Genomic DNA, 22,578 nt, shown 5'->3' with positions numbered 1-22,578 from the left:
GGTTATAAACTATAGGTAGTTCCCTCTTTGCCGTCTTTGAGCTGAATGCCCAACGCTGCCAATTGATCTCTTATTTTATCCGAAGTAGCAAAATCCTTGTTTTCCCTTGCCTCTTTTCTAAGTTGAATCAACAATTCTACGACACCGCTTAGTTTTTCAGAATCCGCACTGGAACTTTGTTTGTCCTCCAATCCCAATATGTCAAAAACGAAATTTTGCATGGTCTCAAGAAGCATTTCCTTATCGTCTTGAATAAGTGTCTCTGAACCTTCTTTAATGAGGTTTATGTGCTTGACGGCATCAAATAGTTTGGCAATAAGTATCGGCGTGTTAAAGTCATCGTTCATGGCGTCATAACACGTTTGTCTCCATTCCTTGACATTAAAATCCGACTTGTTTCCTGTGGGTAAGGCTTTTATGGACTTTATTGAGTCCATTAATTTGTTGAACCCTTTTTCCGAAGCCAATAGGGCGTCGTTGCTTATATCCAAAATACTTGCATAATGGGCCTGCATCATGAAAAATCGTATCATGGGAGGGGAAAAGGGCTTGCTGAGAATATTGTTTTCGCCGGAGAATATTTCCCCTGGAAGAATACTGTTTCCTGTGGATTTGGCCATTTTTTTGCCATTTAAGGTCAGCATGTTGGCGTGCATCCAATATTTGACAGGTGATTTACCGTTACTTGCTTCTGCCTGTGCAATTTCACATTCGTGGTGCGGGAACTTTAAATCCATTCCGCCTCCGTGAATATCAAAGGTCTCTCCAAGATACTTGGTGCTCATGGCCGTACATTCCAAATGCCAACCGGGAAAACCATCGCCCCACGGCGAGGGCCAGCGCATAATGTGTTCTGGCTCCGCTTTTTTCCAAAGGGCGAAATCTTGGGGACTTCTTTTATCATCTTGTGCTGTAAGTTCACGGGTATTGGCAATCATGTCCTCCAGTTTTCTACCACTAAGTTTTCCGTATTCGTTCGTTTCGTTGAACTTAACGACATCAAAATAAACAGAACCGTTCACCTCATAGGCATATCCTTTTTCCAGAATATCCTTTATAATTTCAATTTGTTCAATGATATGCCCCGTTGCCGTAGGTTCTATACTGGGTGGAAGAAAATTGAATTTCTCCAAAATATTATGAAAGTCCACGGTATATCGTTGAACGACTTCCATGGGCTCCAGTTGTTCCAACCTTGCCTTCTTTGCAATTTTGTCCTCGCCATCCTCTGCATCATCGACTAGGTGGCCTGCATCCGTAATATTTCGTACATACCTCACCTTGTATCCCAAATGACGGAAGTACCTGAAGATCATATCGAAAGACATGAAGGTCCTACAGTTTCCCAGGTGTACGTTACTATATACCGTTGGACCGCAGACGTACATGCCTATATGGCCCTCGTTTATAGGGACAAATGTTTCTTTTTTTCCTGAAAGTGAATTGTGGACCCTTAAAGTTTGCTCTTGGTACAATTGCATTTTATTAGGAGGGGATTAAAATTGCGTATCCATGTTTATATACTCCAAAAACTCGTTGCGAACAGCTTCTTCCTTGAATTTACCGCCATATTCCGCAGTCACGGTACTACTTTCGATATCACGGATCCCCCTGGAATTTACGCAAAGATGTTTTGCATCGATGACGCATGCTACATCTTCGGTTCCAAGTACCTTTTGCAATTCCCTAACTATTTGAATGTTAAGTCTTTCTTGTACCTGAGGCCTTTTGGCATAGTAATCTACGATGCGGTTCATTTTAGATAGACCTACCACGGAGCCATTAGAAATGTAGGCTACATGAGCTCTGCCCACGATTGGCAATAAATGGTGTTCACAGGTGGAATAAAGGGTGATGTTTTTTTCTACCAACATTTCCCCATATTTGTATTTGTTCTCAAATGTGGAAGAATTGGGCTTTCTATCAGGGTGGAGACCGCCAAAAATTTCCTTTACGAACATTTTGGCTACTCTGTTTGGTGTGCCCTTAAGACTATCGTCCTCAAGATCCATTCCCAAAGTGAGCAGTATTTCCCGAACACTTCCCTTGATTCTTTCTATTTTTTCTTCATCACTTAGTAGGAAGGCATCCTTTCGTAAGGGGGTTTCTTCAGATGAAGAAATGTGGTCATCTCCCAATTGTTCAAACTGTTCCTCCAATGTTCCCTCTGTTTTCATTTAAGACAAACTTTAACAAGGGGCAAAGATATACATTCTATGGCACTTTATACCATGAGGTGCTTCATTGGTACTATAAATCGATGTTAAGTTTAAGGATTTGCTTCTGTTGGTTTTGTGCCCTTTTAAGAAAGGCTTAATTGTCCGTTCATCGATTAAGTGCTCAAATAAATCGTTGAAAAATACTAAACCTTGTATTAGCCAGTTATTATATACGTTAAAGTAAAGTACTAGCCCCATTGAAATATGCGAACACTTCTGTTTGTAACCTGTTTATTGCTCCTGTTTTATTGGGATGTCAACGCGCAGAACTCTCCTGACTGTAGAACAGCCATTCCTGTTTGTGCCGATGCTCCTATTATGGGCTTGGCCGATGGTGGTGGCGATATCGATGATTTTGATCCGGAAGTTATCCGGCAAACGGGATGTTTGGAAAAAGGAAGCGTAAGTTCCGCCAACATAGAGAACAATACCTCCTGGTTTGTATTTAGGGCCGGAACCGGTGGTCAGGTCGGTTTTGATATAGAAGCTTTGCCTTCCGGTGGAAATACAACCCCAACCGCAGAGTGGGATTTTGCCGTTTACGGTCCCTATGACGAATTGAGTGGTCAAAATTTTTGTTCCATTATTGGAGACGGAACCTCGGAGCCCATACGATGTAATTATGAGGTAAATAATACCAATTTCACCGGAATTGGTGTGAATCCAGAGAACGGTCAGGAAGGAGCACCCTTTTTGGTGGGAAGCCAAAATACCTATGATGAATGGTTGGATGTACAACCCGGGGAAATCTACTATATCTTAATCAATAATTTCAATACCAACTTTGACGGGGACCCAGAGCCTTTCATGTTAACCTTTACGGGGAATTCAGTAAATGAAAATCAAAATACGGCCTTGGATTGTACCCTAAGGGATGAATTTTTAGGTTTGGATATTATAGCTTGTGAGGGTGATCCGGATATCGTGTTGAGTGCCTTGAATTCTCCGGCAGGTTCCGATATTGCAAATGTTGAATGGACGGTAGATTACGACGACGATGGTACGGTTGATGGTACCTTGGCCGGCTCAGGTCCTTTTGGGGCCGAATTGGTGGTTACCAGTCCAAATTCCGGGCGATATTTCGCTTCGATAACCACCGCATCTGGAACTCCACCAACTGTAGCTGATTTAGGGGGTATTCTGATAACCTTCTACGGCATTCCAATTTTGGATAGGGTAGAGGTTTTAGAAACCAATTTGTCCGTTGACCCTGATGCCAACAACGTGGAGATATTTGTTGATGGAGATGGTGATTACGAGTATGCCATCAATGGAGGGTCTTTTCAGGATGATCCCGTTTTCCTGGATATTCCGCCGGGTATCAATACCGTTGTAATCAACGATAAAAATGGTTGTGGCATTACAGAACCTGTTGAGTTTTTAGTGGTTGGTTATCCCAAGTTCTTTACGCCCAATGGTGACACTATCAATGACGAATGGAACATAAAGGGAATAGAGACTTTATCGAACCCTATCGTTTATATATTTGATAGATATGGAAAGCTATTGAAACAGCTGGGCGCTGTTGAAGGTTGGGACGGTACCTATAATGGAAGACCCATGCCATCAACGGATTATTGGTTTCGGTTTGAGTACCAAGAGGATGACGGAGGGTTGCTAGTGGCCAAAACCAGACAATCGCACTTTACTTTAAAGAGATAAAAAAAGGACCGAAATATGCGGTCCTTTTTCAATTATATATGTATACTACTTAAAAGTTCAGAGTATAGCTCAATGTAGCATTGGTGTTTGTCCTCGTTATCATTGCTGGGGTATCCAAGCCTGTGTCAAACAGATTTTCGTTCATATCCCGAGTAGTTCTACTAAGTGCCAAATCTAAGCGGCTGCCGCCAAAATTGAACCCTATTCCTGCAGAATAACCATTTAGGTCGTCCATAGTAACACCATTGACATAAGGACTTTGTTCAAATCTGTAACCTCCTCGGAGGCTCACCATTCCCACGCGATATTCGCCCCCCAATCTTAAAGTGGATACACCGCCCAACTCATTTGTAATTTGGTTGTTCACGGTTTGAAAATTACTGTCATTGGTGGGTCTTAACTCGGATTGTGAAAAATCCTGATATCCGTAATCCAAACTTAACAATCCGTTTTTCCCAAAGACCAAGGCCATACTACCATTTAACCTTGCCGGGGTCTTAACTGTATATCTATCGAATAGGTTTACGATATTAAAATCTATAAAGTTGATGTCATCATCGGCCAAATCGGAATTTATTCTTTGTGAGAAATCATCTGTAAGTCGGTACCAAGTTGGCGATTGATAACTAGCGCCCAAACGAACAAGCTCGTTCAATTTGGCAATAGCTCCTAAACTAAAGGAAAATCCATTTCCTTCCGTACTTAATAAGTTATCAAATGATGTATTCTGTATTGGGGAATCCGTGTTGTAACCATTTTCAGTAAACTGGGTCAACTGGTCGTAAATAACATTGTGAAAATTTAAGGAAGCCCCTAGGTAAAGATTATCCCTAAATTGACTGGCGGCATTCACCGTAAACTTGCTGTTGTATCCTGTTGTAGTTTTTAAAAACTCTTGGTTGACGGATGAGTAACCTGTATTGCTAATGTAATTGGTGGTGTCGTCATCTGGACTTTCGGGATCTAAAATCCCTCCGTAATATCCTAGGAATGCCTGTTGGTTGCGAAAACCTTGGGCCGCACCAATATCCAAGTAAGCATCTTCTATAAACTCACCCTCTTGAATCAAAATAGAGCCAAAGGGCACTCCCTGGGCAAAATTTAAAAAATAGTTGTCGATTCCCTGATTGCTATTTCCAGAAATGAACACTTCATTTTCAAAGCTTTGGGCCATATCGTAATTAAAGGCCAAGGAAAACTTTTTCCAATCGGAATCTTTGTCCGTGTTATTAAAGACAAAAGCTCCACCTATTTGGTTCAAGTCAATTTCATTTCGATTTGAATTCACGGAAGTACCAAAATAATTGGCGTCGTTTTCCCTCCTAAAGTGGGTGCCGGAGAGGGTCATTAAGCTATTATTGAAAACTGCCGAACCTGCGGGGTTTATATTAATGGCAGACATGTCTCCGCCCAGTGCCCCAAAGGCGCCACCCATAGCTTGGAATCTTGCTGTTCCAGGAAGTTCTTCCTGTCCGTAGCGAAGTACATCGTTTATATTCTGTGCACTTCCCATTAGACAAAGGGATAGTGTTATGAAAGTGAATATTCTTTTCATTATTGCAATTTTTTAAAAATAATAGTTATTAGTTGCTGCGACCGCCTGAAGACCTACCTCCTCCAGAAGACCTACCTCCACCTGAAGATCTTGAAGAACCTCCGCCACCCGAACTTCTGTAACTACCACCAGAGCTACTTCTACCAGAACTATAATTGCCTCCGGAACTGCTCCTTCCTGAGCTATAACTACCACTGGAATTGTAGCCTCTGCTGGTACCCATGCTTCTGGAGCCTCCATAAGAAGAACTACTTCTTCCAGAGCTAGACCCCCTATAGGTGGACGTTCTTGGTGTAACGGCCCTACTGGTTCTGCCTGTCATGCCGCTTCTATTATATGTGGATGAGGATTTTGCGGTTCCACTAGAGTATCCATTGCTTCGGGAATTGCTATAGTATCGTGGTGTGGCCCGTGTGCTCCTATTAGTTCTATAGGCCCTATTTTGGTCTACGCTTACGGTTCTTCTATTTAGGGAGCTACTCCTTGTATTGGAAGAACTCCTAGCGGATACGGCCCTTGAATCAGAAGTCCTATACCTAGGTGAGGTGCCCCTGGTATTTACGTTTGACCTGCCGCGTAAGGCGGTTGAGCCATTAGTGACGGTATTGTAGTAACCACGTCTTGTGCGGTTGTTGGAGAATGCATAGTCCCTACGGAAATTTCTATTGAAACCATTACCATAGTAACCTCCCCAGCCCCAATTGCCGGCCCAGCCCCAACGGTTCCATCCATTCCAACCCCAGTTGTTCCAGCCCCAACCGTAGCCTCCCCAGCCCCAGTTGTTCCAACCCCAAGGGTTGTTCCAGCCCCAACGGTTCCATCTATTCCAGCCCCAATTGTTCCAGCCCCAGCCGAAGCCGCCTCCCCAGCCCCAATTGTTCCATAGCCAAGGATCGTTCCAGCCCCAACCGAAGCCACCCCAGCCAAAATTGTACCAGCCATTATCATAAACATTTATAACAACGTTTTGACCGTTATCGCCCCAACCTCCAAAACCTTGGTAGTCGTTTGGGCTATCGTAATAATCGGTCAATTGATCTTGCGGGATGCTATCGTTAAGGTCGTTACTGGAATAGGAATCCACATCCGTGAATATTTCACTATCCAATATCTGGTCATATTGATCTGCTTTTTGTCCAAAATAGTCCGTAAAGGTATCAGACTCTTCTACCCGTGTTGTAGGATTGTACTGCCTGTCCGGCCTACGTTCCACGGTTCTAGGTGCATCATCGGCATAGATTCCGTCGTTGTCGTAATACGAAGCTTGTTGGTATGAACCACAGGAAACCACTAGCAGTGCCAGTGAAGCGACCATCAGGCCATATAAATATTTGGTGTGGGATGTGGAATATATCATCGTTCTAAAATTATATTGTTGAACATAGTAAAAATAACTAGTTTTACCGCATTATTTTCTTTAATAAGCACAAGTTTTGTGCCAAACTCCGAACAATGGGTAAAAATTTGACTTCTAGAAGCGAGGACTATTCCAAATGGTATAATGAATTGGTGGTTAAGGCTGATTTGGCCGAAAATTCCGGTGTTAGAGGGTGCATGGTCATAAAACCGTATGGTTATGCCATCTGGGAAAAAATGCAGGCCGGTCTCGATAAAATGTTTAAGGATACGGGGCATGAGAATGCCTATTTTCCTCTTTTTATTCCTAAATCGTATTTGAGCAAGGAAGCAAGTCATGTCGCGGGATTTGCCAAGGAATGTGCCGTTGTAACACACTACAGGTTGAAGAATGCGGAGGATGGAAGTGGTATTATCGTGGATCCGGATGCTAAATTGGAAGAGGAATTGATTGTTAGGCCCACCTCTGAAACCATTATCTGGGATACTTATAGAAAATGGATTCAATCCTATAGGGATTTACCCTTGTTGATAAACCAGTGGGCCAACGTTGTCCGATGGGAAATGCGTACGCGACTTTTTCTTAGAACGGCGGAATTTTTATGGCAGGAGGGACACACGGCACATGCCACGGAAAAAGAGGCAATTGAAGAGGCTGTCCAAATGATGAACATTTACGCCGAATTCGCGGAGGAACATATGGCGGTTCCCGTTATAAAAGGTGTTAAAACACCTAGTGAACGATTCGCGGGAGCCTTGGAAACCTATTGTATAGAGGCATTGATGCAGGATGGAAAGGCTTTGCAGGCAGGAACGTCGCATTTTCTTGGGCAAAATTTCGCAAAGGCATTTGATGTAAAATTTGCAAGTAAAGAGGGAGGAAAGGAATATGTTTGGGCCACCTCTTGGGGGGTTTCCACACGATTGATGGGTGCGTTGATTATGACACACTCCGATGATAATGGCCTCGTATTACCACCAAAACTAGCTCCTATCCAAGTGGTAATCGTTCCTATTTACAAAGGATTGGAACAATTGGATGAAATCTCCGAAAAAGTAGGGCCTTTGGTCAAGGAATTAAGATCAAAGGGTATCTCCGTGAAGTATGATGATCGCGATACGCAAAAACCTGGTTTTAAGTTCAACGAATATGAATTGAAAGGTGTACCTGTTAGATTGGCTATAGGGCAGCGTGATTTGGCGAATGGCACCTATGAGGTTGCCAGAAGGGATACGCTTGAAAAAAGTACGGTTCCCGCCAATGAAATTGTAGATAAAATAGAGTTCTTATTGGACGACATTCAAAAGTCAATATACAAGAAGGCCTTTGAGTATAGGGAAAACCACATTACCCAAGTAGAAACGTACTCGGAATTCAAAGAGGTTCTGGATACCAAAGGAGGGTTTATATCCGCTCATTGGGATGGAACAGCAGAAACGGAGGATCGCATAAAGGAGGAAACCAAAGCAACAATTCGATGTATACCATTAGATGCTAAGGATGAGGTTGGTAGTTGTATTTTGACAGGAAAACCATCTTCAAAAAGAGTGTTGTTCGCCAAGGCCTATTAAAAGATTTTAAAAAATAATATATGGGAGTTGTGATAGTAAAAAATAATTGTATTTTTGCATCCGCAATTACGTAAAGTAATGGCCCGTTCGTCTAGGGGTTAGGACGCCAGGTTTTCATCCTGGTAACAGGGGTTCGATTCCCCTACGGGCTACTGAAAATATGGGAACCTTTGTTCCGAATAAGCTTAATGGCCCGTTCGTCTAGGGGTTAGGACGCCAGGTTTTCATCCTGGTAACAGGGGTTCGATTCCCCTACGGGCTACTAGAATTAAATGGATGTTACAGTCCAATAAAAATATAATTAGTTAAAAGATGGCAAACCATAAGTCGGCATTAAAGAGAATTAGAAGGAACGAAGCGGTGCGTTTACGTAATAGGTATCAGCACAAAACCACGCGTAATGCAATCAAGAAATTACGTACGGAGGAGAACAAAAAGGATGCCGAGGCTTTGTTGCCTAGTGTGGTAAGTATGATTGATCGTTTGGCAAAACGAAACATCATCCATAGCAATAAGGCGGCCAACTTAAAGAGTAAATTGGCGAAACACGTAGCTGCTTTGTAAGCACATTTGAAAATATTAGAAAAAGCCTCCCAAAAAGGAGGCTTTTTTGTTTTTCAGAATTTTGCAGAATATGGATTGATTTCAATTCTAACTGAAAGCTTTTCTCCTCGCCTTTATGAATCCAACTATTAAGATACTATACATTATGGCAATAAGTAATCTTAGTACTGCTCTAAGTTCATACTCAACCCATATTTCGTAAGCTGTATAGCCAATAATGTAGAGAAATGGAAATATGATATAAAAGCTCAGTAGTGCCAAACTTACCCAAAACATTAGATTATAGGGTTGGTAGATTTTTTGGTTTAAATCCATTTTATTTCTAAAATATAAAATAATGCAAAAAATTAACGACCAAGACCCTATTGCAATGGCATAGTATAGATTAGTGTCTAGTGGGTTTTGAAATAACAAGCTTAATAAATACGCCAATATTGTTACTGTGGCAACCTTCATAATCCACTTTCTGTATTTGGGATTATCAATAAGTCCCCAATAGACTCGAAAAAAAAACCCGAAGAATATTACCGCATAAATATTATATATTATGTCGTTAAAATTGCTGTATTTAAGGTTTTGAAAAAAAGATATTTCATTATAATTTCTTACTAAGTAACCTAAAATTTCATTGAATAAGGTATATGCAATTATTATTGGAAAGTATTTCAGGGCGGTATCATAATACTTTCTATAAGTGGCCAATGACACAAACAAGGTAATTGCATATCCTATCATGAAATAGTTTTCTTTGATAAAAGTCCACGAAGTCATGAGGCACGATTTTTTAGAAATCCGTTTTAGGTGGAGGTCCGCCTTGACCAAAATTGAGTGTCAAACTTTTGCCCCCTTGTAAAGAGGAAGCAGATGAAAAACTAGGTAGGATTGAGGCCTCAGACCTTTGATTTCCTTTAAAACCTTCATCTAGTTGTTCGTTTACCCAATCTCGAACTAACTTGGCCTTACCTTCGCTATCAATAAATATTCCTCCATAATCTTTATTCACTGCTGCGGTCGGTAATAAGAATACTGTATTTTTCTTTGGATATTTCTTACTGATATTCCCATAATTTCCAAAATAGATACGTAGACTATCGGCCGTAGTCCCCCCTTTTTTCGCTTCTTGTTCTACATAACCGATATACTCTTTAAGCACTTTAATATCAAAAGAAACAAATTGGGTGGGTACAAATGGTTTTCCTTCAGGATGGGATTCCATCTCGGTCTTCACTATAATTGAAGCTCTTCTTTTTTGGTAGTTGACATAAAGGGAGTCGGCCTCTTCCAGTGAAATAATCTGTTTGGGAGCTTCATAAGTAATTTCAATAGGTTTTTGGTCTTGAGTTTCTTTTTTGGAACCATCTTGACAGGCAGAAAATAGAGTTACCAAAACTACGAGAAGTAGGTATTTACAAGTGTTATTCATAAGTTCAGATTTTTGGTTATTTAGTTTTGGGGAAACTTTACTAAAGATAGGGTTTTATTTCGATTAGGGCATAAAAAAACTCCAATGGCAGGCCATTGGAGTTTTAGGAAATTTGGTTCAAGACTACTGATTCATAGTCATTAGAAACTCTTCGTTGTTCTTGGTTTGCTTAAAGCGTTGCTCAATGAACTCCATGGCTTCAACTGGGTTCATGTCCGCAAGGTATTTGCGCATTATCCACATGCGTTGCAGGGTGTTTTCGTCCAATAAAAGATCATCACGTCTTGTGCTGGAAGAGGTGAGGTCTATAGCAGGGAATATTCTTCTATTTGCGATTTTACGGTCCAATTGAAGTTCCATGTTACCTGTTCCTTTGAATTCTTCGAAGATAACCTCGTCCATTTTAGAGCCTGTTTCCGTAAGTGCGGTGGCAATGATTGAAAGGGAGCCTCCATTTTCAATATTACGTGCCGCTCCAAAGAATCTTTTTGGTTTGTGAAGTGCATTGGCGTCAACACCACCGCTCAGCACCTTTCCGGAGGCAGGTTGCACGGTATTGTAAGCCCTTGCCAATCTGGTAATGGAATCTAATAGGATCACTACGTCATGACCACATTCCACCAATCTTTTTGCTTTTTCGAGAACTATGTTGGCTACCCTTACATGTTCTGATGCCTCCTTGTCAAAAGTAGAGGCCACGACCTCTCCACGTACATTGCGTTGCATGTCCGTAACCTCTTCTGGACGTTCGTCGATCAGAAGGATTATTTGATATACCTCTGGGTGGTTTGCCGCAATACCGTTGGCAATGTCCTTCAAGAGCATCGTTTTACCCGTTTTAGGTTGTGAAACAATCATTCCCCTTTGTCCTTTTCCAATGGGCGAGAATAAGTCAATAATTCTAGTGGAAATGGTACTCTGCTTTTCTGCCAGATTGAATTTTTCCTTGGGGAACAATGGAGTCAAATGCTCAAAGGAAACCCTATCACGTACCACTTGGGGGTCAATGCCATTAATTTTGTTTACTTTAATCAAGGGGAAATATTTTTCCCCTTCTTTTGGTGGCCTTACATTTCCTAAAACAGTATCCCCAGGTTTTAAACCAAATAATCTAATTTGGGATTGGGATACATAGATATCGTCAGGCGAGGATAAATAATTATAATCTGAAGATCTTAGAAAACCATACCCATCCTGCATGATGTCCAATACTCCTTCGCTTGTAATAATACTGTCGAATTCATATTCAGGTTCCTTGTACCGGTTCTTTAAATCTTTGTCAAAATTACTCTTGTCGTGATTGTTGCCGCGAGTATTAGGTTGTTTTCGATTGTTTTGGTTCTTACTCTGTGCGGGATTTTTTTGATGTTCCCGTTTTGTGTCGTTGTCGTTACTTTTTGGACGGGTTTTTGGAATCCTCTGTTCGTTGGAATTGGATTTTGGGGAATCGATGCTCTCGGCAGCAGTTTTTTCAGGTGCTTTTACGGCAGTTTTATTTTCCTCCTTATTTTCTGCCTTATTTCTGGAAATTCTGGGTTTTTTGGATTTTGGTTTGTCGGTTTCCGTAGGTGCTACTGACGCGGCAACTTTTGGATTTGCTGCCTGTAGGTCTAAAATTTGATAGACCAAGTCCAATTTTTTTAAGGTCTTAAATTTAGGAACGTTTAGTTCTTTGGCTATTTCCTGCAGTTCAGGAAGCTTTTTTGATTTTAAATCTGAAATCTCAAACATTAAGTGTATAAATAAGTTGTATGTATTTTGATAAGGATAAGAAGTGCTATGGCTCTTAAATTAAAAAGGATAAAGAGGGGAAAGGTTTCCCTTGGTAAGTGTTAAAATCATTAACGTTACAATATTACAAATTATTTTCAATATTTGATGGATAATTCTTAAAAAGACCTTTATTTTTGTGCTTTTAAGGAGAGCATTTAGGATGATTCAGAGAATTCAGACCGTTTATTTAATCATTGTGGCACTTTTATCAGGTGTTTTGCCATTCTTTGTAAACTTATGGTCAGACGCAAAAGGACAAGAAGTGTATGCCAACAATGAAATTTTGGTTTCCGTTCTCTTTTATATAAGTGGTACACTTGCCTTATGGGCTATGTTTTTGTACAAGAAAAGAAAGAACCAGTTTGTGTTGAACCGGTTGAACATGATATTAAATCTTTTTTTACTAGGACTTTTCGTTTATCGGTCCCTAAATCTATCCGGAGAAACTACGGTTTCTGAGAAGGGTATTGGGATGCTGATTCCTGTATTTTCTATCGTTTTTTTAGCCCTTGCCAATAGGGCGATCAAAAAGGATGAAGATCTTGTAAAATCTGTGGATCGTTTGCGTTGAACCTAACATCTTAGTAGTATTAGTGCGAAAACCCGGGGTAGTTCCCGGGTTTTTATCTTTTGCCAAGCTCTATAACTTCTAAATCCTTGATTTCCTTTCCATCTATACAGAATCTAAGCATGGTCCTAATTTGGTGAAAACCATGTTTACCGCAGGCTCCGGGATTCATGTGCAGCACTTCTAGATTCTTATCCCACATCACCTTGAGGATATGGGAGTGCCCGCAAATAAAAAGTTTTGGGGGATTTTTTTTGATTTCTTCCCGTATGTTGACATTGTATTTTGGGGGATAGCCACCAATATGGGTAATCCAAACATCTACGTCTTCGCACATAAACCTATTGTTCAAGGGGAATTCTTTTTGGATTTGATGGTCATCAATGTTGCCAAATACGGCCCTTAGCGGTTTTATGGACGATAGCGAATCCGATACCTCGAGTGAGCCTATATCACCTGCATGCCAAATTTCATCCGCCATTGATGCATATTTTAAGATAGTTTTGTCCAGGTGGGAATGTGTATCGGAAAGCAACAGGATTTTGGTCATTTGTCAATAAAAAGCCTATTCTGCTAATTTTTGGTTTTAATATCTTTGTTGCCCACAAAACTAATGTATCCCTTTGAGATATTTTATTCAGTTCTCCTACTTTGGAAAGATGTACCATGGATGGCAAAACCAACCTAACGCCATTACCGTGCAAGAAGTTTTGGAAGGGGTAGTGTCAAAACTTCTGAGGAGAAATATTGAAATTGTGGGAGCCGGAAGAACGGATGCGGGTGTTCATGCCGCGGAAATGTTCGGTCATTTTGACTATGAAAAAATTGGCGACATCAAAAATCTCGTTTACAGGATCAATGCCTTTCTGCCGGATGATATTGCGGTTCAAAATATTTTTCCCGTAAAAAATGATGCCCATGCAAGGTTCGATGCTCTTGAAAGATCATATGAATACTGGGTCTGTAGGGAGAAGAATCCATTTTTTAAGGACACGGCCCATTTGGTAAAGCTCCCTTTGGATATTGATTTGATGAACCATGCAGCTAAATTTTTGTTGGGTAAGCAGGATTTTGAATGTTTCTCCAAATCAAAGACGGATGTAAAAACATATTTTTGTGAAGTTCGAAACGCCCTCTGGGTATCAGATGAAGGAAAACTGATTTTTAAAATTACGGCCGATCGTTTCCTTCGAAACATGGTCAGGGCCATCGTTGGAACCCTTTTGGATGTAGGGTTGGGCAAATATCCACCAAGCCATGTTAAGGCTATCTTAAAAAGTAGAGATCGGTCAGAGGCCGGTGTTTCGGTACCGGCAAAAGGACTATATTTGAAATCGATTAGTTATCCCAATACTATTTTTAAGAATGAGCGATAATACCGGTAACGCCTTTGATACACATCTTTTTAAACGCTTGATGAGGTATACTAGGCCATACCACATTACCTTTTTTGGCGTAGCCCTTTCGGCTATTCTCTTATCTGTGTTTGCCGTTCTTACCCCTATATTGTTAAAGCAAATCATTGATGATGCCATTAAGGGCAGTGATGCGGATAAATTGTTTAACCTCACAATGGCAATGCTCGTTGTTTTATTGGGTCAGGTTATTTTCCAACTTCTATTCAATTATTACGCCAATTGGTTGGGTGAATCCGTAATCAGGGACATACGAATCAATCTGTTCCAAAAAATGTTAGGCTTCAAGATGAAATATTTCGATAACTCATCTTTGGGGGTTTTGGTTACCAGGGCCGTGGCGGATATGCAAAGGATAGGGGAAATTTTCAGTCAGGGCTTTTTTGTAATTGTGGCCGATTTGCTGAAAATGTTCGTAGCTGCGGGGGTCATGATATACATCAATTGGAAGTTGGCCGTATTGGTATTTTCCCTGCTTCCCTTGATTCTGTATGCTACACGACTTTTTCAGAAGGCCATGAAAGTGGCATTTACAGAAGTCAGGGCAGAGGTTTCCAACTTAAATTCCTTTGTACAGGAGCGAATCACGGGAATGAAAATCGTTCAATTGTTCACTAGGGAGGCCATTGAGAACAGGAAATTTAAGGACATCAATGAAAAACATCAGAATGCTTGGTTAAAGACGGTCTGGTATAACTCCATATTTTTTCCAATCGCAGAAATTGTTTCGTCTATCGCGGTTGGTTTGGTAGTCTGGTATGGAGCATTACAGAACGTGGCCAATATCACAAATGATGTTGCAGGTACCGTTTTTGCGTTCATCATGCTTATAGATATGTTGTTCAGGCCCCTTAGGCAGATAGCGGACAAGTTTAATACCTTACAGATGGGCATGGTGGCCGCCAACAGGGTATTCAAGATTTTGGACACCGATAGCTCCATTGAGGACAATGGAAAGATTGAAAAGGCTGAGGTAAAGGGCACGATTGAATTTAAGAACGTTCGTTTTGGCTATTTGGACGATGAAGAGGTCCTTCATGGGATTTCCTTTGAGGTAATGGCTGGTGAGACCATCGCCATTGTTGGGGCCACGGGAGCTGGCAAATCTACCATTATCAATTTATTGAATCGGTTTTATGAAATCAATAGTGGTACCATTTTGGTGGATGGAATCGATATAAAAGATTATAAATTGTCCTCTTTAAGATCGCATATTGCCATTGTGCTTCAGGATGTATTTTTATTCGCGGATACCATAGCCAACAATATTTCCCTTAAGAACCCTCAAATATCTGTACAGGACATTGAAGACGCGGCCAAGGCCATTGGCGTAGACGAATTTATCGCCAGCCTGCCCAACGGATACGAATATAATGTAAAAGAACGCGGCAGCATGCTGTCCAGTGGACAACGTCAGCTTATAGCCTTCCTAAGGGCCTACGTTAGCAAACCAAGTATATTGGTGTTGGACGAGGCCACTTCTTCCATAGACACCTATTCTGAACGTTTGATACAACAGGCAACTGAAAAAATAACCCAGGGCAGGACTTCGATAGTCATTGCACATCGATTGGCGACCATTAAAAAAGCGGACAAAATCATTGTGATGGACGCCGGAAATATAGTGGAAATGGGGACTCATAAGGAACTGTTGAAAAAGGGCGGATATTACCGTAACCTCTACGAAGCTCAGTTCTTGGCCGAGGAGGTGGCTTAACAAAAAAAGTTAAGAACCTGGCCTAAAATCTTCTAGCTGAATGGTTCCCGTTAATAAAAGAACAATTGGGATCAAGATAGAAAGACTCAAATAAAAGAAGGTAAAGATCATCCAAAATATCAGTACTTTCGACCATAACTCAATTCCCTTTTCACGTGCAATCCTTTTAATAACATAGGCCGAATACAAATACATAAAGAGAATTGCGATGAAACTAAATTTCATGTAGAAACTAGGAAGGAAAACCAAAATTAAAAAGGATGGTATAAAAATTCCTAGGGAATATTGTGCTAGGGTATACATGAATATGACTATCCTTTCTGAGAAGTTATACTTTTTCGCCTGAAAATTCAGCCATCCGGCAATTGCCATCATCGGTATATATAGCACAAATAAAATTGCTTGGTAGTCCAGAATTACGTCCCAGAACTTTCCTTGCCAAGCTTGGGACTGGCCTGTTCCTAAAATATCCATATCGAACTGCCCACTGTTCTTCCGCATAAAAAAAACAAGAAGTCCAGAAAGTGTGATGGCAATCCCCAAATAACTAATGGGGTTTAGATACTTTTTTCTTATTCCTTCTACATATCCTACAATAACGGCCTCGGGTTTTGTAAAAAGATGTATAAATGTCCTTAAAAAGGTGTTGTCCACATTAAAGTACCTTTCTATTGCATCGTACCAAAGGTTCTTAACTGTAAGCCTATTCCGTATCACTTTGGCTCCGCAATCCGGACAATAACAATAGTCCGTTCTCAAGGTATTATCACAATTCTTGCATTGCATTACACCAAGTCTTTCTTTAAAAGAGTTATCAATTGGGCATTGGATTCGAACAAGATGAATTCTCCATTTTTAATATAGGATATTTGTCCTGTTTCTTCACTTACTACCAAACAAAGGGCATCCGTTTTTTCGGTTATGCCAATGGCCGCCCTATGCCTTAGGCCATATCGTAATGGAATGCTGCGTTCATTGGTTACAGGTAAGATTACCCGGGTAGCCACAATATAATTGTCCACGATTACGGCAGCTCCATCGTGTAGCGGACTGTTTTTGTAGAATATACTTTCTATAATAGGCTGGGTAACCTCAATGTTCATGCGGTCCCCTGTACTTTTAATAAAATCGAGTGAATTTCCCCTTTCTATGACCAAAATGGCACCGGTTTTGGAGGACGACATCTTTTCACACGCCTTCACGATGGCCTCCACATCAATACTCGTAGTATCGCCCTCCTGCTTTAGAAATTTAAAATGCTTTACGAAGTTGCGCTTGTTGGCAAAATTGGTGGAACCTATCATAAGAAGGAACTTTCGTATTTCCTGTTGAAATACAATGATCAATGCAATAAGCCCCACCTGCATAAAGGCCCCTACAATGCTGCTGATCATTTGCATTCCCAAAAGCTCCGTAAGTTTCCAGAAAGCCCAAACGATAACGATACCAATGAAAATATTGATGGCCGCAGAGCCGCGCACCAATTTATAGATGTAATATAGAAGTACGGCGACCAATACGATATCCAGGATATCCGTAATCTTAAAATCGATAAAATTTAAAAAATCCAACTAGTGCCGTTTCTGTAAAATTAACAAAAATAGATGAACAAGAACCTCCAAATATTAAGCCTTCAATTGCTCGTAAATCTTGACGCACTCCATGGCTTCCCCAACATCGTGCACCCGTAATATGGAAGCCCCTTTTTGCAGGGCCAACATATTTAAGGCAGTGGTTCCGTTCAACGCATTATGCGCATCTGTACCCAACAATTTGTAGATCATTGATTTTCGGCTAACACCTGCCAATAGGGGCCTATCGGTAACATTAAACAAATCTAGATGGTTCAAAAGTTTATAGTTCTGTTCCATGGTTTTGGAAAAGCCGAAACCAGGGTCGATAATGACATCCATGATTCCTTTTGAGTAGGCCACGGACAATCGCTCTGAAAAATAATGGATTATTTCCTGTAGCAAATCGTCATATATTGTCTGTTGCTGCATGGTTTTGGGGTTTCCTCGCATATGCATCATGATGTAGGGAACATGGTATTCTGCAATGACATCCAACATGGCCTCGTCCAGAAGTCCCGCTGAGATGTCATTTATCATGGCGGCACCTCGGTCAAGGGCTTCCTTGGCAACCACTGCTTTAAAAGTATCTATGGAAATCAATGTTTCCGGAAAATTCCGCTGGACGAGTTCGAGAACGGGTAGCAATCGGTTGAGTTCCTCATCGGTATTAACCTCATTGGCCCCTGGCCTGGTGCTTTGCGCACCAAGGTCGATAAATGTGGCTCCCAATGCGGTTATTTTATCTACCTGTTCCAAAATGTTCTTTTCATTTTTGTACTTACCCCCATCGTAGAAAGAGTCTGGAGTAAGGTTTAAAATGCCCATTACCTTGGGAACGGTAAAATCCAAGAGTTTTCCTTTACAGTTTATAGTCATAACTTTGGTCCCTCTTTAGGTACAAGTTTAAGTTTAAACAAACAGTCTTGATGGTTAAAAAATTTTAAGCGAAATTTACACAAATTACAACAAGCGCATGCAAAAAACGGAAGCACAGTATAATGCCGTAATCGAGGTTTGTCAAAATCTATACGAAAAAAAAATGCTTGATTATGGATGTGCTTGGCGAATACTTCGTTTACCGTCCCTAACGGACCAAATTTTTATTAAGGCCCAGCGAATACGTGGACTACAGGAAAATGATGTGCGCAAAGTGGATGAGGGCGAAATTCCTGAATTTATTGGCATCATCAATTACGCTGTTATGGCCTTGATCCAGCTTGAGTTGGGCGTGGCGGAGCAGCCGGACCTAGACCCTGAAAAGGCCTTAGCCCTCTACAAAAAGCATACGGAGTCCACAAAGGAACTCATGCTCAATAAAAACCACGATTACGGAGAGGCTTGGCGCGATATGCGCGTTAGTTCCCTTACGGACTTAATACTACAGAAATTGCTCAGGGTCAAATCCATAGAGAATAATAAAGGAAAAACGTTGGTAAGCGAAGGTATCGATGCCAATTATCAAGATATGATCAACTATGCGGTTTTTGCATTAATTCATTTAGGTTTGACTGAAAATAGGTAGGGTTATGAAGTATTTAATTGGTGTTGTTCGAATATTCGTAGGGGTGCTTTTTATTATAAGTGGATTCATAAAACTGAACGACCCCGTTGGTTTTTCCTTTAAACTGGAGGAGTATTTTAGCCCAAGTGTTCTTAACATGCCGGTTTTTGAACCCCATGCCCTAACCATTTCACTGATAGTGGTCATTTTTGAAGTGCTATTGGGAGTATTGCTCATACTTGGCATACTGCGAAAATTTACCTTATGGAGCCTATTGTTGATGATTGTATTCTTTACATTTTTGACTTTCTATTCGGCATACTTCAACAAGGTTACGGATTGTGGTTGTTTTGGTGACGCCATTAAGTTGACACCATGGGAGTCTTTTACCAAGGATGTCCTACTATTGGTGCTGATACTCCTGTTGTTTTATGGTAAAGAGTACATCACACCACTATTTAGGCCATTCATCACAAAAGTTTTGGTAGCGATTTCCATAGTTTTTTGTTTCGTTTATGCCTATTATGTACTAAATCATTTGCCTGTAATCGATTTTAGGCCCTATGAAATAGGCAAAAATATAGAGGAAGGCATGAGTATTCCGCAAGATGCGCCCAAACCCATATATGAATACGCTTGGAAGTTTAGTGTGAACGGGGAAGAACAGGTCATTGTAACAAATGGGGATTATCCAACTATAGATGGGGAATTCATAGGCGTAGAAACCGAAGAAATTCAAAAGGGGTATGAGCCTCCGGTACATGATTTTACAATTGAACAGGAAGGGGAGGACTTTGCAGGTAGTTTGTTGCAGGAGCCCATGTTGGTCATGGTCATTGCCTATGACTTAAGAAAGGCAAATCTAGAAGTCTTTTCAGAAGTTAAAAAAGTAACGGAGACCGCCAAGGAAAAGGGTTATAAGGTTATAGGTATGTCGGCCTCCGGTCCGGAACAAACAAAGGTTTTGATTGAAAAATATGATCTAGGGTTTGAATTCTACTTTACAGATCAAACGACTTTGAAAACCATTGTTAGGTCAAATCCGGGGATATTGGTCTTGGAAAAAGGTACTATAAAACAAAAAGTACATTATAACGATTTGGATACCCTTACATTTGAATGATAAAATTGACAACATAATTTGAATAAGAAAAAACTTTAGAGCAATGAGAAGTAAGATAGTGGCAGGAAATTGGAAAATGAACAAAAACCTAGCGGAAACAGAAGCCTTATTGGTGGAATTGGCCGCCAAACTTCCAGATACGGAAGCGGAGGTGATGGTGGCACCTACTTTTGTAAACTTGGCGGCCGCGGTTCGCAATCTGGAAACTTCCCGGATAGAGGTCATAGCGCAGAACATGCATTTTGCCGAAAGTGGCGCATACACTGGGGAAATTTCTGCTGATATGCTGTTGAACATAGGTGTGGATACCTGTATCATAGGGCATTCTGAAAGAAGGGCCTATTTTGGTGAAACCGATGAGATATTGGCCAAAAAGGTGAAAACGGCTTTGCAAAAAGGAATTAGGGTTATGTTTTGTTTTGGGGAGGAATTGCAAGACCGAAAGTCCGGCAATCATTTTAAGGTCGTGGAAAGCCAACTGAAAAATGCACTTTTCTCTTTGGAAAAATCCGATTGGAGCAAGATCATTTTGGCCTATGAACCCGTTTGGGCCATAGGAACGGGAGAAACGGCATCTCCGGAACAAGCGCAGGAAATGCATGCCTTCATTAGAAAGGTAATCGCCGAAGCCTTTGACAGTTCCGTGGCAAACAATGTTTCCATATTGTATGGTGGTAGTGTAAAGCCGGGCAATGCTGAGGAGATTTTTTCAAAACCTGATGTGGACGGTGGCCTTATAGGTGGTGCTTCCTTGGTTTCCGATGATTTTGTGGACATCATAAAAGCCATTTAAAAATTCGAAAAATAATTTAATTAGTAAAGGGGTATCCAGGATACCCTTTTTAAATGCCAGGACATGAACACAATGATATATATGGAATATAAATTCTTGGTGGAACCTTTGCAGCCCGCTTCAGACATTCTTATCGCCGAGTTGGGGGAAGTCGGTTTTGAAAGTTTTGTGGAGGAGGAAACCGGTATCTTGGCATATATTCAAAAGGATGATTGGCATGTCAATATCCTGGATGGATTGTACATTTTGGAAAATAAGGGTTTTTATATTTCCTATACATTCAAGGAAATCGCCCAGGAAAATTGGAATGCTACTTGGGAGCGGAATTTCCAACCTATAATGGTAGATGGCAGGTGCATGGTAAGGGCCCCTTTCCATGAACCTCTCAGCGTGGATTATGACATTATCATTGAACCCAAAATGAGTTTTGGAACCGGTCATCATGAAACCACCCACATGATGTTGCAGCACATCCTACAGTTGGACCTAAAGAACAAGACTGTTTTGGATATGGGATGTGGTACGGGTGTACTGGCAATTTTGGCATCCAAACACGGGGCGAAACAGTTGGATGCCATTGATATAGATAATTGGTGCTACTTGAATTCCCTTGAAAACGTGGAGCGCAATGGAATCGAAAATATTGATGTATTGGAAGGGGATGCAGGGCTTTTGCATGAACGTTCCTATGATGTCATCATAGCAAATATCAATAGAAATATTCTCTTGGAAGATATCCCAAAATATTCCGACTGTTTGATAGAGGATGGTGTGCTTTTAGTAAGTGGATTTTATCTGGAGGATTTGCCGTTGATTACCAAAAAGTGCTTGGAAGTTGACCTTCGGTTTGAAAAAAAACTGGAAAAGAACAATTGGGTTGCAGCAAAATATGTATTTTAGATTGTAGTTAAATCGAATACAATGAGCACTAAAGAAAAAATTTCCGAAGAGCTCCTTTTAGAGGAAGAGACCGTCAAGCAAAATGAAATCGTTCTATTCAACGATGATGTAAACACGTTTGACCATGTAATTGAAACGCTGATTGCGGTATGTAACCATACCCCGGAACAAGCCGAGCAGTGTTCACTAATTGTTCATTATAAAGGAAAATGTACTGTCAAGACCGGGGAATATTGTGATTTGGAACCCCAATGTTCTGGACTTCTAAATGCCGGACTCAGTGCAGAAATAGTGTAGCTTGCCTAGGAATTTTTTCTTGGTAATGCTATAGTACCTTTTTGAATAGAATGGCAATACCCATAAGAAAGCAGACAATCATTATGATGGGTAGAAGATATTTGATTGTTTTATCTACTTTATTATTAAATCTGTTGGAATCCTTTTTAAAAGGCAGGTGCTTATTTCTCATCAGTTTATTAAATTGGCAGGCAAAGAAGAATATAAGATTCCATTAAAAATAAGATTTTTGATTAAAGTATCTTATTATTGGATAACTCGTTGATTACCTCGAAATTAAGCCAATAAAAAACCCCAATAAATGGGGTTTAATTATGAAATGTCGATGAACTTTTAAACAAGTGGGACACCGTTTAAACGTTTCTCTATTTTCTTCTTTTTCTCCGTCAACCTTTTCATGACCTCCATAAGATTGGGGTCTTTGGTTTCCTTATAAACTTCGTTGATACTTAATATTAAGGTCTTAGCCTCCCTGGACGCCTCCACCCTGTCGCTGGTGGACATATTGCTCATTTTCCTGTTTTCAAATTCCTGAGCTTTTTCAAGTAAATCCATGTACGTTTTTT

General features: G+C 40.7%; 22 protein-coding genes and 2 tRNA genes. 13 read left to right on the top strand and 11 right to left on the bottom strand.

Features of this window, described 5'->3' with window-relative positions; all coding sequences use genetic code 11:
* Positions 1 to 2: 2 nt before the first annotated feature.
* Together cysS and folE are read right to left on the bottom strand one after the other, a co-directional pair.
* Complete coding sequence (cysS, locus tag DZC72_RS00760) at positions 3 to 1,481, bottom strand: cysteine--tRNA ligase (protein WP_125221030.1); 1,479 nt, start codon at positions 1,479 to 1,481, stop codon at positions 3 to 5.
* A gap of 15 nt (positions 1,482 to 1,496) precedes the next feature.
* Positions 1,497 to 2,177 (bottom strand): GTP cyclohydrolase I FolE, encoded by a 681-nt coding sequence (folE, locus tag DZC72_RS00755; RefSeq protein ID WP_125221029.1) that lies wholly within the window; start codon positions 2,175 to 2,177, stop codon positions 1,497 to 1,499.
* Positions 2,178 to 2,423: 246 nt separating this feature from the next.
* Between folE and DZC72_RS00750 the strand changes: the two genes are divergently transcribed.
* The gene (locus DZC72_RS00750; RefSeq protein ID WP_125221028.1) at positions 2,424 to 3,881 is read left to right on the top strand and encodes a T9SS type B sorting domain-containing protein; all 1,458 of its coding nucleotides are present in this window, start codon (positions 2,424 to 2,426) and stop codon (positions 3,879 to 3,881) included.
* A gap of 49 nt (positions 3,882 to 3,930) precedes the next feature.
* Here the strand turns inward: DZC72_RS00750 and DZC72_RS00745 are convergent, their stop codons facing one another.
* A complete protein-coding gene (locus tag DZC72_RS00745; protein ID WP_125221027.1) occupies positions 3,931 to 5,436 on the bottom strand; it encodes an OmpP1/FadL family transporter in 1,506 nt (501 codons plus the stop codon).
* Between the two features lie 28 nt (positions 5,437 to 5,464).
* Positions 5,465 to 6,793, bottom strand: coding sequence for a hypothetical protein (locus DZC72_RS17660; RefSeq protein WP_165869243.1), 1,329 nt, complete (start codon positions 6,791 to 6,793; stop codon positions 5,465 to 5,467).
* A 95-nt stretch (positions 6,794 to 6,888) separates the two neighbouring features.
* On the opposite strand from DZC72_RS17660, the gene proS reads away from it, so the two are divergent.
* The 4 genes from proS (at position 6,889) to rpsT (ending at position 8,928) form a co-directional block, all read left to right on the top strand.
* Positions 6,889 to 8,364 (top strand): proline--tRNA ligase, encoded by a 1,476-nt coding sequence (gene proS, locus DZC72_RS00735; protein WP_125221026.1) that lies wholly within the window; start codon positions 6,889 to 6,891, stop codon positions 8,362 to 8,364.
* 80 nt (positions 8,365 to 8,444) lie between these two features.
* Positions 8,445 to 8,516 (top strand) — tRNA-Glu (locus DZC72_RS00730).
* Between the two features lie 38 nt (positions 8,517 to 8,554).
* A tRNA-Glu gene (locus DZC72_RS00725) sits at positions 8,555 to 8,626 on the top strand.
* 50 nt (positions 8,627 to 8,676) lie between these two features.
* Entirely contained in the window at positions 8,677 to 8,928 is a 252-nt protein-coding gene (gene rpsT / locus DZC72_RS00720) for a 30S ribosomal protein S20 (protein ID WP_100869334.1), read from the top strand.
* A gap of 784 nt (positions 8,929 to 9,712) precedes the next feature.
* Here the strand turns inward: rpsT and DZC72_RS00715 are convergent.
* The gene (locus DZC72_RS00715) at positions 9,713 to 10,351 is read right to left on the bottom strand and encodes a hypothetical protein (RefSeq protein WP_125221025.1); all 639 of its coding nucleotides are present in this window, start codon (positions 10,349 to 10,351) and stop codon (positions 9,713 to 9,715) included.
* Between the two features lie 123 nt (positions 10,352 to 10,474).
* On the bottom strand, positions 10,475 to 12,082 hold the full coding sequence (gene rho, locus DZC72_RS00710) for a transcription termination factor Rho (protein WP_125221024.1): 1,608 nt from the start codon (positions 12,080 to 12,082) through the stop codon (positions 10,475 to 10,477).
* 202 nt (positions 12,083 to 12,284) lie between these two features.
* Between rho and DZC72_RS00705 the strand changes: the two genes are divergently transcribed.
* On the top strand, positions 12,285 to 12,695 hold the full coding sequence (locus DZC72_RS00705; protein ID WP_125221023.1) for a DUF4293 domain-containing protein: 411 nt from the start codon (positions 12,285 to 12,287) through the stop codon (positions 12,693 to 12,695).
* 52 nt (positions 12,696 to 12,747) lie between these two features.
* On the opposite strand, the gene DZC72_RS00700 is transcribed toward DZC72_RS00705, so the two are convergent.
* Positions 12,748 to 13,242: a metallophosphoesterase family protein gene (locus tag DZC72_RS00700; RefSeq protein ID WP_125221022.1), complete on the bottom strand. Its 495-nt coding sequence runs from the start codon at positions 13,240 to 13,242 to the stop codon at positions 12,748 to 12,750.
* Positions 13,243 to 13,315: 73 nt separating this feature from the next.
* Between DZC72_RS00700 and truA the strand changes: the two genes are divergently transcribed.
* Together truA and DZC72_RS00690 are read left to right on the top strand one after the other, a co-directional pair.
* Entirely contained in the window at positions 13,316 to 14,068 is a 753-nt protein-coding gene (gene truA / locus DZC72_RS00695) for a tRNA pseudouridine(38-40) synthase TruA (protein WP_125221021.1), read from the top strand.
* The gene (locus tag DZC72_RS00690) at positions 14,058 to 15,824 is read left to right on the top strand and encodes an ABC transporter ATP-binding protein (RefSeq protein WP_125221020.1); all 1,767 of its coding nucleotides are present in this window, start codon (positions 14,058 to 14,060) and stop codon (positions 15,822 to 15,824) included. The genes truA and DZC72_RS00690 overlap by 11 nt, the downstream gene beginning before the upstream one ends.
* Positions 15,825 to 15,833: 9 nt before the next feature.
* Here DZC72_RS00690 and DZC72_RS00685 read toward each other — a convergent pair whose 3' ends face one another.
* From DZC72_RS00685 to folP, 3 genes are read right to left on the bottom strand one after another with little or no spacing between them, the layout of a single operon-like run.
* Complete coding sequence (locus DZC72_RS00685) at positions 15,834 to 16,610, bottom strand: DUF3667 domain-containing protein (protein ID WP_125221019.1); 777 nt, start codon at positions 16,608 to 16,610, stop codon at positions 15,834 to 15,836.
* On the bottom strand, positions 16,610 to 17,395 hold the full coding sequence (cdaA, locus tag DZC72_RS00680) for a diadenylate cyclase CdaA (protein WP_125221018.1): 786 nt from the start codon (positions 17,393 to 17,395) through the stop codon (positions 16,610 to 16,612). The genes DZC72_RS00685 and cdaA overlap by 1 nt, the downstream gene beginning before the upstream one ends.
* Positions 17,396 to 17,449: 54 nt before the next feature.
* Positions 17,450 to 18,274 carry a dihydropteroate synthase gene (folP, locus tag DZC72_RS00675; protein WP_125221017.1) on the bottom strand — a complete coding sequence of 275 codons (825 nt, stop codon included), beginning with the start codon at positions 18,272 to 18,274 and terminating at the stop codon, positions 17,450 to 17,452.
* 97 nt (positions 18,275 to 18,371) lie between these two features.
* Here folP and DZC72_RS00670 point away from each other — a divergent pair, with 97 nt between their 5' ends.
* From DZC72_RS00670 to DZC72_RS00650, 5 genes are all read left to right on the top strand, one after another.
* Positions 18,372 to 18,920 carry a DUF1599 domain-containing protein gene (locus DZC72_RS00670; protein ID WP_125221016.1) on the top strand — a complete coding sequence of 183 codons (549 nt, stop codon included), beginning with the start codon at positions 18,372 to 18,374 and terminating at the stop codon, positions 18,918 to 18,920.
* 4 nt (positions 18,921 to 18,924) lie between these two features.
* A complete protein-coding gene (locus DZC72_RS00665) occupies positions 18,925 to 20,022 on the top strand; it encodes a BT_3928 family protein (RefSeq protein ID WP_125221015.1) in 1,098 nt (365 codons plus the stop codon).
* Between the two features lie 43 nt (positions 20,023 to 20,065).
* Positions 20,066 to 20,815, top strand: coding sequence for a triose-phosphate isomerase (gene tpiA, locus DZC72_RS00660; protein ID WP_125221014.1), 750 nt, complete (start codon positions 20,066 to 20,068; stop codon positions 20,813 to 20,815).
* A gap of 63 nt (positions 20,816 to 20,878) precedes the next feature.
* Positions 20,879 to 21,715, top strand: coding sequence for a 50S ribosomal protein L11 methyltransferase (gene prmA / locus DZC72_RS00655; protein WP_125221013.1), 837 nt, complete (start codon positions 20,879 to 20,881; stop codon positions 21,713 to 21,715).
* A gap of 21 nt (positions 21,716 to 21,736) precedes the next feature.
* The gene (locus DZC72_RS00650) at positions 21,737 to 22,012 is read left to right on the top strand and encodes an ATP-dependent Clp protease adaptor ClpS (protein WP_125221012.1); all 276 of its coding nucleotides are present in this window, start codon (positions 21,737 to 21,739) and stop codon (positions 22,010 to 22,012) included.
* A 333-nt stretch (positions 22,013 to 22,345) separates the two neighbouring features.
* On the opposite strand, the gene DZC72_RS00645 is transcribed toward DZC72_RS00650, so the two are convergent.
* Positions 22,346 to 22,567: a hypothetical protein gene (locus tag DZC72_RS00645; protein WP_099545548.1), complete on the bottom strand. Its 222-nt coding sequence runs from the start codon at positions 22,565 to 22,567 to the stop codon at positions 22,346 to 22,348.
* Positions 22,568 to 22,578: the final 11 nt, after the last annotated feature.

The sequence above is a fragment of the Maribacter algicola genome (assembly GCF_003933245.1).
In the GTDB taxonomy this organism is placed as follows: domain Bacteria; phylum Bacteroidota; class Bacteroidia; order Flavobacteriales; family Flavobacteriaceae; genus Maribacter; species Maribacter algicola.
This window is presented reverse-complemented; position numbering and strand designations above follow the sequence as displayed.

Excerpts from the sequence above, each read along its gene's own strand:
- cysS (WP_125221030.1), bottom strand. The coding sequence starts at position 1,481 with ATGCAATTGTACCAAGAGCAAACTTTAAGGGTCCACAATTCACTTTCA.
- folE (WP_125221029.1), bottom strand. The coding sequence starts at position 2,177 with ATGAAAACAGAGGGAACATTGGAGGAACAGTTTGAACAATTGGGAGAT.
- DZC72_RS00750 (WP_125221028.1), top strand. The coding sequence starts at position 2,424 with ATGCGAACACTTCTGTTTGTAACCTGTTTATTGCTCCTGTTTTATTGG.
- DZC72_RS00745 (WP_125221027.1), bottom strand. The coding sequence starts at position 5,436 with ATGAAAAGAATATTCACTTTCATAACACTATCCCTTTGTCTAATGGGA.
- DZC72_RS17660 (WP_165869243.1), bottom strand. The coding sequence starts at position 6,793 with ATGATATATTCCACATCCCACACCAAATATTTATATGGCCTGATGGTC.
- proS (WP_125221026.1), top strand. The coding sequence starts at position 6,889 with ATGGGTAAAAATTTGACTTCTAGAAGCGAGGACTATTCCAAATGGTAT.
- rpsT (WP_100869334.1), top strand. The coding sequence starts at position 8,677 with ATGGCAAACCATAAGTCGGCATTAAAGAGAATTAGAAGGAACGAAGCG.
- DZC72_RS00715 (WP_125221025.1), bottom strand. The coding sequence starts at position 10,351 with ATGAATAACACTTGTAAATACCTACTTCTCGTAGTTTTGGTAACTCTA.
- rho (WP_125221024.1), bottom strand. The coding sequence starts at position 12,082 with ATGTTTGAGATTTCAGATTTAAAATCAAAAAAGCTTCCTGAACTGCAG.
- DZC72_RS00705 (WP_125221023.1), top strand. The coding sequence starts at position 12,285 with ATGATTCAGAGAATTCAGACCGTTTATTTAATCATTGTGGCACTTTTA.
- DZC72_RS00700 (WP_125221022.1), bottom strand. The coding sequence starts at position 13,242 with ATGACCAAAATCCTGTTGCTTTCCGATACACATTCCCACCTGGACAAA.
- DZC72_RS00690 (WP_125221020.1), top strand. The coding sequence starts at position 14,058 with ATGAGCGATAATACCGGTAACGCCTTTGATACACATCTTTTTAAACGC.
- DZC72_RS00685 (WP_125221019.1), bottom strand. The coding sequence starts at position 16,610 with ATGCAATGCAAGAATTGTGATAATACCTTGAGAACGGACTATTGTTAT.
- folP (WP_125221017.1), bottom strand. The coding sequence starts at position 18,274 with ATGACTATAAACTGTAAAGGAAAACTCTTGGATTTTACCGTTCCCAAG.
- DZC72_RS00670 (WP_125221016.1), top strand. The coding sequence starts at position 18,372 with ATGCAAAAAACGGAAGCACAGTATAATGCCGTAATCGAGGTTTGTCAA.
- DZC72_RS00665 (WP_125221015.1), top strand. The coding sequence starts at position 18,925 with ATGAAGTATTTAATTGGTGTTGTTCGAATATTCGTAGGGGTGCTTTTT.
- tpiA (WP_125221014.1), top strand. The coding sequence starts at position 20,066 with ATGAGAAGTAAGATAGTGGCAGGAAATTGGAAAATGAACAAAAACCTA.
- prmA (WP_125221013.1), top strand. The coding sequence starts at position 20,879 with ATGAACACAATGATATATATGGAATATAAATTCTTGGTGGAACCTTTG.
- DZC72_RS00650 (WP_125221012.1), top strand. The coding sequence starts at position 21,737 with ATGAGCACTAAAGAAAAAATTTCCGAAGAGCTCCTTTTAGAGGAAGAG.
- DZC72_RS00645 (WP_099545548.1), bottom strand. The coding sequence starts at position 22,567 with ATGGATTTACTTGAAAAAGCTCAGGAATTTGAAAACAGGAAAATGAGC.